Source organism: Sulfuricurvum sp. (assembly GCF_030691015.1).
Classification (GTDB): Bacteria; Campylobacterota; Campylobacteria; order Campylobacterales; family Sulfurimonadaceae; genus Sulfuricurvum.
Genome location: NZ_JAUYFF010000001.1, coordinates 552,326 through 567,959, shown reverse-complemented (window position 1 = coordinate 567,959; position 15,634 = coordinate 552,326). Strand labels below are relative to the sequence as shown.

General features: G+C 47.6%; 18 protein-coding genes. 17 read left to right on the top strand and 1 reads right to left on the bottom strand.

All coding sequences use genetic code 11. The annotated features are described in order from the left end of the window. Nucleotides 1-2: 2 nt before the first annotated feature. Nucleotides 3-1,328 carry an NFACT family protein gene (locus Q8O20_RS03075; RefSeq protein WP_305529931.1) on the bottom strand — a complete coding sequence of 442 codons (1,326 nt, stop codon included), beginning with the start codon at nucleotides 1,326-1,328 and terminating at the stop codon, nucleotides 3-5. Between the two features lie 66 nt (nucleotides 1,329-1,394). Between Q8O20_RS03075 and Q8O20_RS03070 the strand changes: the two genes are divergently transcribed. From Q8O20_RS03070 to Q8O20_RS02990, 17 genes are read left to right on the top strand one after another with little or no spacing between them, the layout of a single operon-like run. After that, nucleotides 1,395-2,966, top strand: a complete 1,572-nt coding sequence (locus Q8O20_RS03070; protein WP_305529930.1) for a methyl-accepting chemotaxis protein — start codon at nucleotides 1,395-1,397, stop codon at nucleotides 2,964-2,966. 48 nt (nucleotides 2,967-3,014) lie between these two features. Beyond that, a complete protein-coding gene (locus Q8O20_RS03065; RefSeq protein WP_305529929.1) occupies nucleotides 3,015-3,272 on the top strand; it encodes a hypothetical protein in 258 nt (85 codons plus the stop codon). Continuing rightward, the gene (locus Q8O20_RS03060) at nucleotides 3,218-5,062 is read left to right on the top strand and encodes a TonB-dependent siderophore receptor (RefSeq protein WP_305529928.1); all 1,845 of its coding nucleotides are present in this window, start codon (nucleotides 3,218-3,220) and stop codon (nucleotides 5,060-5,062) included. Before Q8O20_RS03065 ends, Q8O20_RS03060 begins: the two co-directional genes overlap by 55 nt. Further along, nucleotides 5,059-5,406: a DUF4430 domain-containing protein gene (locus Q8O20_RS03055; RefSeq protein ID WP_305529927.1), complete on the top strand. Its 348-nt coding sequence runs from the start codon at nucleotides 5,059-5,061 to the stop codon at nucleotides 5,404-5,406. The genes Q8O20_RS03060 and Q8O20_RS03055 overlap by 4 nt, the downstream gene beginning before the upstream one ends. Continuing rightward, nucleotides 5,397-6,224 (top strand): ABC transporter substrate-binding protein, encoded by an 828-nt coding sequence (locus Q8O20_RS03050; protein ID WP_305529926.1) that lies wholly within the window; start codon nucleotides 5,397-5,399, stop codon nucleotides 6,222-6,224. Before Q8O20_RS03055 ends, Q8O20_RS03050 begins: the two co-directional genes overlap by 10 nt. After that, nucleotides 6,208-6,921, top strand: a complete 714-nt coding sequence (locus Q8O20_RS03045; RefSeq protein ID WP_305529925.1) for an ABC transporter ATP-binding protein — start codon at nucleotides 6,208-6,210, stop codon at nucleotides 6,919-6,921. The genes Q8O20_RS03050 and Q8O20_RS03045 overlap by 17 nt, the downstream gene beginning before the upstream one ends. After that, nucleotides 6,908-7,864 carry an iron ABC transporter permease gene (locus Q8O20_RS03040; RefSeq protein WP_305529924.1) on the top strand — a complete coding sequence of 319 codons (957 nt, stop codon included), beginning with the start codon at nucleotides 6,908-6,910 and terminating at the stop codon, nucleotides 7,862-7,864. The genes Q8O20_RS03045 and Q8O20_RS03040 overlap by 14 nt, the downstream gene beginning before the upstream one ends. Then, nucleotides 7,861-8,484, top strand: a complete 624-nt coding sequence (gene bluB / locus Q8O20_RS03035) for a 5,6-dimethylbenzimidazole synthase (protein ID WP_305529923.1) — start codon at nucleotides 7,861-7,863, stop codon at nucleotides 8,482-8,484. The genes Q8O20_RS03040 and bluB overlap by 4 nt, the downstream gene beginning before the upstream one ends. Continuing rightward, nucleotides 8,475-9,239: a phosphotransferase gene (locus tag Q8O20_RS03030; protein WP_305529922.1), complete on the top strand. Its 765-nt coding sequence runs from the start codon at nucleotides 8,475-8,477 to the stop codon at nucleotides 9,237-9,239. Before bluB ends, Q8O20_RS03030 begins: the two co-directional genes overlap by 10 nt. Then, the gene (gene cobT / locus Q8O20_RS03025) at nucleotides 9,236-10,297 is read left to right on the top strand and encodes a nicotinate mononucleotide-dependent phosphoribosyltransferase CobT (RefSeq protein WP_305529921.1); all 1,062 of its coding nucleotides are present in this window, start codon (nucleotides 9,236-9,238) and stop codon (nucleotides 10,295-10,297) included. The genes Q8O20_RS03030 and cobT overlap by 4 nt, the downstream gene beginning before the upstream one ends. Beyond that, the gene (locus Q8O20_RS03020) at nucleotides 10,294-10,785 is read left to right on the top strand and encodes a bifunctional adenosylcobinamide kinase/adenosylcobinamide-phosphate guanylyltransferase (protein ID WP_305529920.1); all 492 of its coding nucleotides are present in this window, start codon (nucleotides 10,294-10,296) and stop codon (nucleotides 10,783-10,785) included. The genes cobT and Q8O20_RS03020 overlap by 4 nt, the downstream gene beginning before the upstream one ends. Then, on the top strand, nucleotides 10,782-11,789 hold the full coding sequence (locus tag Q8O20_RS03015; RefSeq protein WP_305529919.1) for an aminotransferase class I/II-fold pyridoxal phosphate-dependent enzyme: 1,008 nt from the start codon (nucleotides 10,782-10,784) through the stop codon (nucleotides 11,787-11,789). Before Q8O20_RS03020 ends, Q8O20_RS03015 begins: the two co-directional genes overlap by 4 nt. Further along, nucleotides 11,774-12,637, top strand: coding sequence for an adenosylcobinamide-phosphate synthase CbiB (gene cbiB / locus Q8O20_RS03010; protein WP_305529918.1), 864 nt, complete (start codon nucleotides 11,774-11,776; stop codon nucleotides 12,635-12,637). Before Q8O20_RS03015 ends, cbiB begins: the two co-directional genes overlap by 16 nt. Further along, nucleotides 12,634-13,974 (top strand): cobyric acid synthase, encoded by a 1,341-nt coding sequence (locus tag Q8O20_RS03005; RefSeq protein ID WP_305529917.1) that lies wholly within the window; start codon nucleotides 12,634-12,636, stop codon nucleotides 13,972-13,974. Before cbiB ends, Q8O20_RS03005 begins: the two co-directional genes overlap by 4 nt. Next, nucleotides 13,964-14,386, top strand: coding sequence for a hypothetical protein (locus Q8O20_RS03000; RefSeq protein ID WP_305529916.1), 423 nt, complete (start codon nucleotides 13,964-13,966; stop codon nucleotides 14,384-14,386). Before Q8O20_RS03005 ends, Q8O20_RS03000 begins: the two co-directional genes overlap by 11 nt. After that, nucleotides 14,379-15,125: an adenosylcobinamide-GDP ribazoletransferase gene (locus Q8O20_RS02995; protein ID WP_305529915.1), complete on the top strand. Its 747-nt coding sequence runs from the start codon at nucleotides 14,379-14,381 to the stop codon at nucleotides 15,123-15,125. The genes Q8O20_RS03000 and Q8O20_RS02995 overlap by 8 nt, the downstream gene beginning before the upstream one ends. Next, nucleotides 15,116-15,619, top strand: a complete 504-nt coding sequence (locus Q8O20_RS02990) for a histidine phosphatase family protein (protein ID WP_305529914.1) — start codon at nucleotides 15,116-15,118, stop codon at nucleotides 15,617-15,619. The genes Q8O20_RS02995 and Q8O20_RS02990 overlap by 10 nt, the downstream gene beginning before the upstream one ends. The last annotated feature ends 15 nt before the right edge of the window (nucleotides 15,620-15,634 follow it).

Genomic DNA, 15,634 nt, shown 5'->3' with positions numbered 1-15,634 from the left:
ATTTACCCTTTTTGGATTGATAAAGTCTTGTAGTTGGTATAAAGGACGTTAGCGCCCTCGAGTATTTTCACTTCTCTTCGGGGGGTATAATCGACCAAATAGTTCCCTTTCTCAAATACGGAGAAATCGACACACAGTTTTGCTGAGGCTTCAAGGAGTTTTTCGGGAAGCTGCTGTTTGTCGGTCGAGATGATGACATGGGCGGAAGGGCGGTCTTTCAGGTGCATCCAAATATCGCGTGCTTTTGCATTGCGGAGGAGTTCAATATTTCCTTTTTCGCTTTTCCCTAACGAAACTTTGACCCCCTCAATCCAAAATTCGGCAATCGAATCGCCGTTTTTTTGTTTTGATGCGGTTGATTTAGGGGGAAAGAGGAGGGTTATCTCATCGGGAGTGGAAGCTTCCGCTACCGTTTGGATAAAAAGTTCAAGATGTCGGATTTTGGCTTCAAGGTTGCTCCGCTCTTGATGGAGTCCGAGTGCTTTTTGTTTCGCTTTTTTAGAGCGTTTGAAAAAACTGTTTGCACATCCGGAAGCGGTTGTACATCCTGCGGGAAGCTCCAACTGAATCGGGGTTCCGTCAAAATTATGAAGTTCCGCTATTTTGTCATAGGGTTTTATGGTGTCCAGATTGGCTAATACCAAATGCCCCGCATTTTGTGCCTCTTGAGATTCTTGTATCAATGCCCCTTCTTCATCGAGTCCTGCTAGATGTTTTTGAAGCTGGAGCAGCCGTTTTTGCAGTAGAGTTTTTTTCTCGTTTTTGAGTTGTTCAAGCTTATCATTGCTGCGGCGAGCAAACTCCCCCTCTAAATACTCACGCACATCTGCTAATGGGTACTCTTGAGGCTCATAAGGCGGTTTGGGAATTTCACCCAGTTTTTGTCCTACCCGAACACTTCGGGTTGAGATATCCTCATCGATATGGCGCAACGCTTCTAAAACAATCCCCTCTTTATCCAAAAGGATGAGGTTGGTGTGTTTGCCGGTAAATTCGAGCTGTAAAACGGTTGTCTCCGATTTGTACGAACCGCTTGTCGTCGTTGTGATGCGGATGATTTTATCGTTATTATGGAGAGTAATCGATTGGATGGAGGAGCGATTGAGCCGCTTGGCAAGCAATATGTCAAACGGGGCTTGATACATTTTACCGCGGGTTGGGATTTCTCCGATAGTAATTGCCGAATTTCCCCGTGCCATCTCGAAATTCCAGCTGTTTTCACGATTAAAAACCAATTTAATGGTCGTGTCGTTAACTCTGTATGCAGCTACGATATGGGATAATGGCTGCATATACGCAACGATCTGTTTTAAATAAGAAAATCTCATAATTTTACCTCCGCTTTAGAAAAAGAGAATTACAATGACACAACACCGGAGAATAGGATTTTATAAATGAGTATGTTTAACACGATCAAATCTAAATTTATTGTCAATCTTGTGGCAGCAATAGGTGCCATACTTGTAAGTGTCATTGTAGCATACTTCATTGCTACAGGATCGATTAAGACGATCATGATCAGCGACCTTAATACGGTTGCGGATGCGTTGGAAAAAAATATTAACTATATTTCCAAGATAGAGCCTAACGCATATGAAGAAGCGGGTTTTAAAAATGAGATCAAAGAGATAAAAATCGGTAAAAGCGGATATGTCTATTTTATCGATTCCGAAGGAGTGATGACGATTCACCCTAAAGATGAAGGGAAAAATAAGGCGGGACACGACTATATCGACCATATCCGATCCGATAAAGCGGGTGGGGTTTATGAGTATACTTCGGCTACGACGGGACAGGAAAAAATTGCCGCGTACCGCTATATTCCGGCATGGGACATGTGGGTTATTCCCGGGATCAATAAAGCCGATTACTTTGATGAGTTGCAATCAAGCTTTTTTAAATGGTTCTTACTGTTGGGAAGTATCCTCACTGCGATGCTGATAGCAATTAACTATTTTTCAGGAACCAGTATTCTCCATCCGATCGAAGAGCTTGACAAAGTCTCCAGCGATTTGGCTCACGGCAACGGCGATTTAACAAAACGTCTTCCAATTCTCAATAAAAACGACGAGATCGGAATAGCGAGTCTTTATCTCAACCAATTTATTGAAAAAATCCAAAGTACGATCAACGATACGAAGCAAATTACCTCTTCAGCTGTCAATTCTACCGCTACGTTGAACAGTGCGGCGGCCAATCTCTCTGCCCAATCGGAAAAAACCAATACGATTGCTCAAAACACCAATACGACTGCCGCTGAGATCGAAGTGACGCTGGAGGAGAGTGTCAATATTGCTAAAGTTACCCTTGAAAACAGCCGTTTAACCGAAACGGAACTGAGCCATGTCCGTGAAATCGCTACGGCAATCACCAATGAAGTGCATAAGACAACTCAGATGTCCAATGAACTTGGTGAGCGTTTTGCTCAACTCTCCAGCGATGCGGCAAGTGTCAGCGGAGTCTTGAGCATTATCTCCGACATTGCCGATCAAACCAATCTTCTTGCACTTAATGCGGCTATCGAAGCGGCACGTGCCGGTGAACACGGACGCGGGTTTGCCGTCGTTGCCGATGAGGTTCGGAAACTCGCTGAACGCACTCAAAAAAGTTTGACCGAAATTAACTCAACCATCTCTATCGTTATTCAATCCATTTCCGATTCTTCGGATATGATGCATTCAAACAGCGAAAATATCGGACGCCTTGCGGAGAGAAGTGAAGAGATTGATCTGAAAATAGATTCTGCATCGAGTGCGCTCCGCTCCAATGTCGATGCCAGTCACCAAAGTGTTCAACAGGCTGAGAATATGGCACATAAAATTCATGAAATTATTCATAAAGTTTCAGAGATGTCCAGTCTCTCCCAAAGCAATCAGGAAGATATTAAACAAATCTCTAAAATCACAGGGCAACTTTACGATGCTGCTACAAGCTTGAACACCCAGTTGGGACAATTTAAGTCCTAACTAAAATCTTGATATAATTCGCCTACTAGATAAAATGGAGGCGAACGGGTGAGTGCACCAAAGGGTTTCGGTAAAACGTATTTTTCGCTTGTCGCTATCCAAGCGTACGCCTCTGAAATCCGTCTTATGCAAAACGTTACCCGTATTGCGTGGATTTGTCCGACTCACCCTATCCACACCTACTCCACAGTTTCACCCCCTAAGAGTGTCCTTCTCTCATCCATAATTACAACACTATTTCAAGGACATCTATGTTTAAACCAACCCTATCGCTTGTCGTCTGTGCAAGCCTTGTCGCCTCAGTAGAGGCCAGAGAGATCACATTAGAACCTATCATTGTATCTGCATCCAAAACCCAACAGCCCTTAAAAAATATTACTGCCAATGTTGAAGTTATAACCTCTGAAGAGCTCGAAGAACAACATTACACCACGCTTGTCGAAGCCCTTAATTCACTTTCGGGGATAAGTATCACATCCAACGGCGGAGTCGGAACGACGCAGGAAGTTTTTGTACGCGGTATGGATACCAATAAAGTATTGGTCTTGATTAACGGTATTCGCTATCAAGATCCCTCTAATACGAGTGGAGCGAATTTTGCCCACCTTCTTATTAGCGATATTGAACAGATTGAACTGATAAAAGGATCTCAAAGCGGAATATGGGGAGCGGATGCGAGTGCCGGAGTTATCAATATTATCACCAAAAGCGCGGAAGCGGGGACCCATACCGGCGCAAATGTCGAATACGGAAGTTTCGCCACCACAAAGTGGGGGGCTTTTATCTCCCATAAAACGGACAAGTATGATTTTAAAATAGCACTTGATCGTCTCATGAGCAACAGTTTTACTGCTCAAGCACCCAAATGGGAGGATATTAATCAGTACGAAAATGATCCCTACTCTAATACTACTCTCAATCTTAATGCCCATTACCGTCCAACGTCCGAGGATACCTTCGGGATAAGCTATACCGATATTAACGCGCTAGGCAATTATGATAGCTATCAATCGCCGGACAGTCTTGAACGCAGTGATATACGAACCCATCTTTACGGGGCGACCTATGACAGAGCCTATCAGAATCATACCCTTTCGACCAAAGCGAATCTTTCAAAATTCAGACGCGATGAGCTCGATACCACCTACGGGGTCAAGGTATTTAACGGCCAAACCCGCGAGGTTGAGCTGCGCGATCATTTTCGCTACAGCGAGAGCGATTTTATCGTGGCGGGGCTTTCCAAAGAGTGGAATGATATCGATTTTACTCAAGCTGATTCAACCACGGGGGAAAAGTCGGTTTCATCGGAAGCGGTGTTTGTGACCAATTTGAATACCTTTGGCGATTTGATTCTAACGGAGAGTTTGCGACGTGACAACTATAGCAGTTTTAACGCTAAAACAACGGGTAAAATAGGGGCGAAATATACCTTTTCGGAGGATATGTATGTCGGCGGAAATTACGGAACTTCCTATACGGCGCCTAATCTCATCCAAATGTTTAATCCGTGGGGTTCGTCCAACGATACGCTCAGCCCTGAAAACACGAAAAGCTACGATCTTACTCTCGGGTATCAAAGTATCACGCTCACCTATTTTGAAAATCGGGTCAAAGATTTGATCGAGTGGTATGATCCGACTCCTCTGAATTGGTTTAATAGTGACCCCTATTACAAAAATCTAAACGGAATCAGCACCTTTAAAGGGTACGAACTCTCTTTTCGGCACAATCTTTTGGACTCGCTTGTGTTCAATGCCGACTATACCCATCTTTCACGCTTTGTTGATAAAGACGGGAAAGATTTAAAACGCCGTCCCAAACGTGAAGCTAAAATTTCTCTCAACTATTATGGAACAGAGCAGCTGAATATGGGGGTAAACGCTCACTACGTCGGGACGCGCTATGACGAGGCGAATCAGCAAGGGGAACAAACAGGACGTTATACCCTTTTTAATTTCGTCCTTAACTACAATCTGAGCGATTCTATACAACTCTACGGTAAAATTGATAATCTTACCGACAAATATTATCAAAGTGTAGATGGGTATGCATCTTCACCACGAGGATATTATGCGGGGATGAAGGTAGTATTTTGATCAAAGTCATTATTCTATTTGTTTTTTTAGCACTGCAATGTTGGGGGGAGAATCTTACGGTTTTCCTCCATTACGGCGATGCAAAGCCCGATAAAGTTATCGAAACGACCTATTCGCCCGGAATGAGCGCATTGGACGTTCTCAACCGGATTAGCCGTGTGGAGGCGAGCAAAACGGGAAATTACCGCTTTGTCCGATCCATTGACGGAGTTCAATCGCAAATCGGTAAATTCGGATGGTTTTATCTCATTGACGGAGAATCGGTCAATACAACAGCGGAGAATTTCATTTTTAACGATGCTAAAACAATGACATGGGTGTACAAGGTAGAAGCATGCTATTGAAAGTTCTAGCCGCAGTGTTAGTATGGGGGAACCTTTGTGCCGCCGAGAGGATCATTGCGCTGAGTCCCGCTATCAACGAAACGCTCTATGCGCTGGGTGCGGGAGATCAGATTATCGCCAATACGGAGTATTGCAACTATCCTATCGAGGCCAAAAACAAACCCAAAGTGGGGGGATATTTCTCCCCTTCTCTGGAAAAGATCCTCTCCCTCAGCCCTACGATGGTGATACTGCAGGAGAACAATGCTCCCCTGGCGGCAAAAATTGAAAAAATGGGGATCAAAACACGCATCATTAAAATCGATACCTATCCCTCGATTCGTGAATCGATCTTCACGATGGGACAGATCGTCGGTAAAGAAAAGAGAGCCGAAGCGATCGTGAGCGAACTCGATCACAAACTCCGCGTCCTGCGGGGGATTGTCCGCAACCAAAAGATTTTGATGGTGTTCGGGCACAATACCGATCTCTCTAAAAGCATCTATGTCTCGGGACAGAACCTCTATTTTGACGATCTCATCCGAGAGAGCGGCAACGTCAATGCCCTCCAAAGCAGCCGAAAGGGGCAGCCGGTTCTCAATCTCGAAAACATTATTGCCCTCAACCCCGACATTATTATCCTCCTTGCCCCAAATACCAAAGAGAGAGGGTTAACGAAAGAGGCGTTGATTGCACCGTGGCGGCACCTCCCGATCAATGCGGCCAAACGGGGAAAAATTTATGTCGAAGATCAGCCCTATTCGAGCAATCCGAGCCAGCGTCTAGGCCTTTTTTTAGACGATATGAGGGGGTATTTGCTTGATGCTGCACGTCGCTGATCTCACCTGCCAAATTTTGAAAAATGTCAGCTTCACCCTGAGAGAGGGGGAGAATTTGACGATTCTAGGAAATAACGGAAGTGGTAAAACGACGCTGGCGAGAGCACTCTGCCATCTCCTCCCCTCCCAAAACATTTTTTTGGAGGGGAAAAATATGGGTGAAATCGCATCCCATTTGCGCTCGCAAGCGATCAACTATATCCCCACGACCCTCGATATTTACGATGAGTATTTGAGCGTGAGTGATTATTTAGAGCTCAATCAATTCGAATCTGCCGATTCTCGAAAAAGGGAGGAGATTCTCGAAGTGTTGGAGATAGAGCATCTCAAAGACTCCCCCTGCCAGAGCCTCAGCAGCGGCGAATCTTCACTTCTCCTCATCGCCGGAGCAATGCTGCACCGTGCCCAATATACGATTCTCGATGAGCCGACCGCCAATCTCGATCAGGCTAAAAAAGTCAAAATTTACCGCCTTCTCAAAAGCGGCTCCTATTTTCAAAACACGATCATCATTACCCATGATCTAAATTTGGCTTACAAGCTCGGATATGATGTTCTTTATCTGGAAGAGGGGAGTGCCCGATTCTTCGGATCGTGCGGTGATTTTTTCGATCCCTCCCGTCTTGAGGGCTGTTTCGGCAACGCGGTTCAAAATATCGGCGGAAACTTTGTGGTGAATTACGATGAAATACGTTAGCCTGCTTTTATCCATAGCGGTTCTTGTCATTGCCCCATTTTTTGGGGAGATCGCAGTAAATATCCAGCAGATTTTTAACCCGGCATCCTCATCGTCGATGCTTTTTTGGGAGATTCGCTTTCCCCGGGTGATTGTCGCATTTTGCAGTGGTGCGATTCTCGCTCTTGCGGGGCTTGTCTTTCAGAGTGTCTTTCGCAATCCTCTCACTACCCCCTTTACCCTCGGCGTTGCCAGCGGTGCGACATTGGGGACGGCATTGGCGATCGTTTTTTTCGGCGGTATTCTCTTTTGGCAGTACGCATTGAGTTTTTTCGGAGCATTATTGACGGTTGCCGTCCTCTTTTTGCTTTCGCGTTCCCTCAAATCGGCGCAGACCAGTTCGCTTCTGCTTGTGGGAATCGCATTGTCTTTTTTCTATTCGGCTGCCCTTATGGTTCTTTATTATTTGAGCGATTTTGAACAGAGTTATTCGATTGTCCGTTTTACGATGGGGAGTCTCAATATCGTCGGGTTCGATACCGCCTATCCGATTATCATCGTATCGCTTCTATTTTTGGCTTCGATCCATTTATTGCGTAAACCGCTGAGACTTCTGTTGACGTCGCTTGATTTCGCGTTTCTCAAAGGGGTTCATGTCACACGGCTTGTTATGAGTCTGCTGCTCCTCACCTCGTTGGCGGTGGCGTTATGCGTCAGTGTCGTGGGGCCTATCGGGTTTGTGGGGCTGATCGTCCCCCATATCATCAAACTGCTCTATCGACGCAGCAGCGACATGCTGATCCTCCCGACCTTTTTTTACGGCGGAATTTTTTTGGTGGCGTGTGATCTGGTCGCCCGCAATCTGGGAGCCGCTTCGGACATCCCCATCGGAGTCGTTACCTCATTTTTAGGCGGGCCGTTCTTTATCTATCTGATACTCCACCGCCATAAAGGTTCACGATGAAATTTACCCTCCGCGATGCCGAGATGTTGCAATCGATCTTCTCGTCGCGTCGTGACGTGAGGGGGAACCGTTTTGTTGATACCCCGATTGAGGGTGAGGTGTTGAGGAAGATTCTGGAAGCGGCGATCTCCGCCCCCTCGGTCGGTTTTTCGCAGCCGTGGAAGTTTCTCATCGTCCAAAACGACGCAAAGCGGGAAGCAATTTATAACGAGTTTGTGTCTGAAAATGCCAAAGCGTCCAAAAAGTTCGGAGATAACTCCCTTTATCCGACCCTTAAACTCGAAGGGATCAAAGAGTCCCCCCTCAATATCGCCGTGCTGTACCAAAAACCGACCAAAGCCGTTCTCGGTCAAACGACCCAGAAAAAGATGGGAGAGTACAGTGTCGTCTGCGCGATCCAAAACCTCTGGCTGATGGCACGGGCTTATAACATCGGGGTAGGGTGGGTGAGTATTTTACGTCCTAAAAAAGTGAAAAAGATTTTGGGAATTTCCAGTGAGTACAAACTCATCGGTTATTTGACGATGGGGTATGTGAGCGAATTTCTCAATGAACCCGAACTGCTGAAACTGGGATGGGAAGAGAAAAAGACACTGAATGAGGTGGTCGAATGGGTGTGAAAACCGTTATTACGCTGGCAGATTTACCGCAATCATTAGAAATCACCTCCCTTGAAGCGAGTATGGACGGAGTGATGGACAGCGTCTATTTTCTGGATGATGATCGTGTGTTGAAACTATTTGAAAACGCAAACGAGGATACCGTAACCGAGGAGTTAAATCTTCTCGCCTATTGCAGAATGCTCCCTATCGCCAAGCCTCTGGGTAAAGTGTTGCACATCCGTAACAAACCCGCCCTTATCTATCATCGATGTCAGGGGAAAAGTCTGAAGAGTGCCGAAGTGGGTCAGATACGACAAATCGGGACATTTTTACAGGCTTTTCATACCCTAACAGCGGCACGGCAGAGCACGAACGAGCCGTTATTTGAGAGATCGAGGCTGAAGCGGTTGATCGAAGAGAGCAACGTTGAAATTTTCGATACGCTATTCAAAAAAATCGATCTGACATTGCGCAACGACGGGATCATTCACGGCGATCTCTTTTTGGATAACGCCCTTTTTGAGGGGGGAAGACTCTCGTGCGTCATCGATTTCACTCAGGCGTGTAACGGCGATTTTCTCTTCGATCTTGCCGTCGCGGGTCTCTCGTGGTGCGACAGCGACGAAAAAACAGAGGCTCTGTTGGAGAGCTACGGTGCAACGATCACGTTAGAGGCGTTTCGCCCTTACCGTGAATATGCGACCCTCTTTTACAGCGTCAACCGCTACCTTAACGGCGGAAATTATCAAGAACTATTGGAGAAGTTAGTATGATCAAAACGATTACGGGAAAGCGGGATTTTATCGAGAGTCTACGGGGGAAGCGGGCTAGCTTTCTCCTGTGTATGAGCAACACGGCAACGGCAAATATCGAGGGGATTACCCAAGCAGGGATTCCGGGGCTCCTCCATCTCACCCCGACGCTCGATGCGGAGTTTATAACCATCGGAGAGGTGCGAAGTCTGGGTTCCATCGCCGAAACACCCAAAGGGGTTCCCACCCCCGCCCTCCTCACCCGTGCCGTCCATCTGCTCCACCCGTTTCGAGAGATTGAGCTTCTGAACCTCGGGTTGGAGATTGCCCCGTCGATGGAGTATTTTACCCTCCACGATTTCGGGATTACTCCTAGCAACTCGATTGAGCAGGGGGCTTGTATCCCCGCCGAAGAGATATTTGAAAAAGGGGTACAGTTTGCGCAGGAGCTATCCATAGCAGGGGATTACATCATCCTAGGCGAATCGGTTCCCGCAGGGACGACAACGGCACTTGCCACGGCGTTGGCGTTGGGGTACGATGCACGAGAGAAGTTCAGCAGCAGTTTTAAAAATGCCCCTGAGGGGATCAGAGCGCGTGTTATCGATCAAGCCCTCTCCCATGTGAATGAGAGCGATGATCTTTTCGACATCCTCTCAAACGTGGGGGATAATATGCTGATTTTTAATGCCGGATTGCTGTTGGGTCTGCAAAACCGCGACATTCCGATTATTTTGGCAGGGGGGACGCAGATGGCGTGTGTTCTCCTCGTGATTAATCGTATTTTGCAGATGATGGAGGGGGAACTGGAGAGTTCCAAGATTGCCCTCTGTACGACCAAATGGGTTGCCGAAGATGCGCAGAGCGATATCAAAGCTCTCTTGGAGATGAACGATTTCAGTATCAACGCCTATTACGCCGATTTCGATTTCTCCCTCACCGATCATACCGCCCTCAAACTCTACGATGAGGGGGAAGCAAAAGAGGGAGTCGGCGCGGGGGGTGCACTGGTCTATGCCCTTTTAAACGGCATCACGAAAGAGCAGATCACCCGCAAAGTGGAGAGTTTTTTAGGATGAAAATACTTTACTTCGGCGGACAGAAATCGGGGAAAAGCTCTCTTGCGGAGGCAAAGGCACTCGCCATAGCAACCGCTAAACCCACCTACCTCGCCACCTACGACCACTCTTTCGGCGACAGCGAGATGGGGGAACGGATCGGCAAACACCGCTCTTCTCGCGGAGAAGAGTTTATCACTCTCGAAGAGACCCGAAATCTCTCACGTGTGATCGAACCACACCAAACCTACCTCGTTGATTGCATCTCGATGTGGATACTTAACCGTCTCGATGAGAGCGAAGAGGCGCTGGTTGCTGAAATAGAGGCTTTGGGAGAGATCGACGCTAACATCGTGTTTGTTCTCAACGACGTCGGCAGTGGAGTGATCCCAAATGATCCTATCAGCCGCCGTTACGTCGATCTCAGCGGTATCATCGGTCAGACATTGGCACGTCTCTGTGATGAGGTCTACGAAGTGAAACTGGGTTTGGAGAAGCGACTCAAATGACGGACTACGCCCATGGAGGAGATGTGAACAGCTTTGCCGCGCACTGCGGCTGCGCACATGAAGAGGTGATTGATCTCTCCTCTAACATCAACTTCATTTCCCCCTCGGTCGATTTTAGCAGTGTGACCCTCAACGCCTATCCGAGCTATGAGAGACTAACGGAGACGTTAGCTGAGCACTACGGTGTCACGTCGGAGGAGTTAGAGCTTTTCAACGGCGGTTCGGCGGCGATTTTTGCATTGCTCCGATTTTTCGATAACGCGACTTGTACGATCTACTCCCCAGCCTATTTAGAATACAAAAAAGCCGCACACCTTCACGGTAAAAAAGTGTGTCTCATCAACCGCTTTGAGGCGATGGATACGGAGGTCGAGGAGAGCTCCCTCGTCATCTTCGTCAACCCCTCCACCCCTGATGGGCGTTATTACGAGATCGAGACGCTGATGGAGATGTGGAAAGGCAAAAACTGCACGATCCTTATCGACGAGTCATTTTTAGAGTTTTGCGGGGGTGAATCGGCAACCCGCTACCTCCTAACCTATGACAAACTCTATGTTTTAAAATCGCAAACGAAATTTTACGGCTGTGCAGGGGTGAGGGTCGGGATCGTTCTCTCTTCGGGTGAGAATATCTGCGCTCTCAGAGCCAAAGAGCCGCTATGGAAAATCTCAGCACTTGATTGCCATTTTCTCATCACCGCACTCAAAGATGAGCCGTTTCGTACACAATCGCATTTGTTGAACGCAGAGGCAAAAACCTATCTGAAAACTCTCCTTGATCATTCTCCCCTTTTTGAAAAAGTATTTGAGAGCGATGCGAACTTTTTCCTTGTTCGTCTCGCGTCGATGAACGCACGGAAGTTGCAGGAGAAGCTTATTCCGTACCGCATTATGGTGAGAGATTGTTCTAACTTTGATTTTTTGAATGAGCGGACTGTGCGGATCGCGGTGAAAGATATCAAAGTATTAATGCGATTTGAGGAGGCGTTGTGTTCGCTGAGATAGCCCTCATCGCCTACATCACCGACCGCATCTTCGGCGAGTTCAAATTCATTCGTCACCCCGTAGTGCTGATGGGCGATTTTATCAGCGCTTTTGAAAAGCGGTTTTATCGTGACAGCATCGTGCGCGGATTCTGGCTTGTGTTTTGGTTGTTAGCCACCGTGTTAGCCCTCGTCACTCCGATCACCTTGATCGACAATCCATGGATTTTAGGAATCATCGCCTCGATGGGGATCGCGGGTAAAATGCTCTACACGAGCGTGCAAGGGGTGCTAAGCGACCCCTCATCGATCCGCTACCTCGTCAGCCGCGACACCGAAAACCTCAGCGAGAGCGATATCAACAAAGCCGCGATCGAGACCTATGCCGAAAATCTGAGTGATGGGGTAATCGCCCCGCTGTTTTATCTGTTAGTGTTTGGTTTAGTAGGGCTGTTTCTCTATAAAGCGGTTAACACCCTCGATTCGATGGTGGGGTATCGGAGTGAAAAATACGAGAAGTTCGGCAAAGTAGCCGCACGGTTGGACGATATCGCCAATTACATCCCCTCCCGTATCACGGCGGTGCTGATAGTGACCCTTTTCGGAAAACTTGGAAAGCTCAGACAAACATGGCATTACGGCGCATTGCACGAGAGTCCCAACGCGGGATACCCGATTGCGGCGATGGCTCTCTCACTCGATGTATCACTCGGAGGGGCGACGTCGTATTTCGGCAAGATGAAAGAGAAACCCTATTTCGGGGAGGGGAAGCGGGAGATTACGGCGGCGGATGTTCAGCGCGCATTGGCTCTTCAGTGGAAACTCGATACCCTTGTGATTATCGTATTAGCGGCGGGAGTTATAGTATGAGATCGATCTCAATTTTTGGCACGTCATCGGATGCGGGGAAATCGACCCTCACGTTTGTGATCGGACGGCTTTTGCAAGAGAGAGGGATCAATGTCGGGGTGTTCAAAGCCCAAAACGTCTCTAACAACTCCCGCGTCTGCGACGACGGGTCCGAAATCGCTATCGCCCAGTATTTTCAGGCGGAGGTGCTGGGACTTCCGACGAGCTATCACCTCAATCCGATCCTCCTTAAATCGGGGCACGGCAACAGCGCCTCACTGATCGTTAAAGGGCAAGTGGTCACAGACAAAGAGGTTCGCGACTACTACCGCGACCTCGATTCTCTAAAACCCGCCGTGGACGAGTGCTTTGAATACCTGAGTGAGCGGTACGAGTGTGTCGTTTGTGAGGGGGCGGGGAGTCCCGTGGAGCTGAACCTGATGGACAAAGACCTCTCCAATATCTATATCGCCGAAAAATACAACACGAAGATCATCCTCGTCGCCGATATCGAAAAAGGGGGTGTGTTCGCCTCGATCTGGGGGATTTATAATCTCCTTCCCGAAGCCTTGCGCGCCAATGTCATCGGGGTGATCGTCAACAAATTTCGGGGTGATCGGAGTCTCTTTGATGAGGGGGTGAAGATTATCGAAGAGCGTTTTGGTATCCCCGTCCTCGGTATTCTCCCCTATCTTAGCCTCAACCTCGGATTCGAAGATTCTCAAAGCCTGAAAAACTTCGTCCAAAACAAACCTCACCCCGCGAAAAAAATCGGGATTATCAACTACCCCACGATGAGCAACTACAACGATTTCGAACCCCTCATCGCCGATGAGACCATCTTTGTCGAGTTTATCACTTCCAATGTTTCGTTGGAAAACTATGATCTCATCATCCTCCCCGGGAGCAAACGCTCGATCGAGGATTTGCGGTGGCTCAAAAAAACGGGGCTATTCGACGCACTCAAAGCGCGACACAAAGAGATACTGGGGATTTGCGGCGGGTATCAGATGATGTTTGAATCGATCATAGATGAAGAGTGTGTCGAAACCTCAGAACCGAGTCGGGAAGAAGCGCTCGGATTTATCGACGATGTGATTCTCTTTCAAAAAGAGAAAGTGCTTACAAAAGGTGAATATTCGATCTTCGGGAAAACGATAAACGGTTTTGAAATCCATCACGGGGTGAGTGGTAAATATCCGCTCTCCTATGAAAAAGCTCATATCAAAGGGACGTTTGTCCACGGGATTTTTGAGGATGAGGCGTTTGAAGCCTATAAGAAAAAAACGATCGATGATTTTATCGCTACGATGAGAGACGAGATTGATATGGAGAGGATTTTGAAACATGTCGTATAAAAAATGGTTCGACGCCCATGCCCAAAAACACAAAGCGATTATGAACCGCCTCACCCACCTAAGCGATGAGGAGGTGATTACGTATTTTCGGTTTGAAAACATGGTTCAACACGAGAGCGATTTTTGCCCCCTTTTTGCAGAGAATAAAAAGTGCCACGACACCGAAGAGCTCAACTGCTACCTCTGCGCCTGCCCTAATTTTCGTTTTAACGAAGGGGGATTCGCGCAGGAGGGGGAACGAACCCTCTTTAGTACCTGCTCTATCGAAAGTCCCGACGGAGATCGCTATGTGAGTGAAAAGGCGATCCACCAAAACTGCGCAGGGTGCATCGTTCCCCACCGTGAGAGCTATATCCGCAAAGTGTTTGATCGAAACTGGCTCACCATCATGAAAGAGGTACCCTGTGAATAAAATCTATTTGGGGATCAAATTTGCCCTGAGCTATTTTACAATCCTCCCTATCCGCTTTGACGCCGAGGATGATCTTTCCCATCCTCGTGTACTCAAATCGATGCTCTTAAGCCTCCCGTTTGTCGGGGCACTGCTCTCTGGGCTCTCTATTGCTCTGTTTATGGGGTTGGAGTCGCTGGGGTGGTTGGGGGCATTGATCGCCGCCGTGGCGTATATGGTGCTGTATGGATTTATCCACACCGAAGCGGTGATCGATGTTGCCGATGCGCTATACGCCGCCCACAGCGGCAAAGATCCCTATGTCATTATCAAAGATCCCACCGTCGGGGCGATGGGGGTGCTGTATGGAGTGAGTTTTACCCTCCTCAAAATCGCCGCCCTCTCGACACTGCTGATGCACCATCTGTTTCTCCCTTTTGTTGTTATTGCCGTTATCAGCCGTCTGGGGCTTCTCATCTTGATCCGTACCTACGATTTTCGCTCGTCGTTTGTCTCACAGCTTCATGCGAATCTCCGTATATTTCCCCTCGTGTTAGTGATCGGTTTGTTCGGTGCGTTAGGATTTTATCTCCTCTCGTGGAACGTTTTTCTCCTCTTTGTCGTGGGGGTTCTCACCGCGTTTCTCCTCTTCTCCCTCGCGAAAAAAGGACTCGGCTTTATCAACGGTGACGTTCTGGGGATGTCGCTGGAGGGTTCTGAACTGATACTGATACTAACGGTGCTGTTAGTATGGTACTGACACTCCTGCGCCATGCGGCTCCCTCTGCGGAGTATCACGGACGCACTATCGGTCATACCGATATCCCGATCGATCCTCGGCTGTTTGGCTCTGCAGCGCTTTCTCGTTCTTATGATGCTATCTACTCTTCGGATTTGCGCCGATGCACCCAGAGCCTCGAAGCCCTCGGGTATTCTGATTTTAGAACAGACGAACGTTTGCGGGAAGTCCGTTTTAAAGAGCACTTTGAGGGTAAAAGCTTTGAGGAGATCGAGAAGATGGAAGAGTATCACCCCTCTTTTTTGGAATCCCAAGAGTGCTGGCATACCTTTATTTGCGAAGAGAGTATTGAACATTTTCGCCGACGGATCGAAATATTTTTAGAAGAACTTCCTCTCGATAAAAATATTTTAGTCTGTTCTCATGCGGGGACAATTCGGGAAATTCTTTCCCTCTTAAAAAGTGAACCTAAAAGGCTCGGTTACCTAGAGTATACGATTGTTACGGTAAAATAGAGTCAAATATTTGAA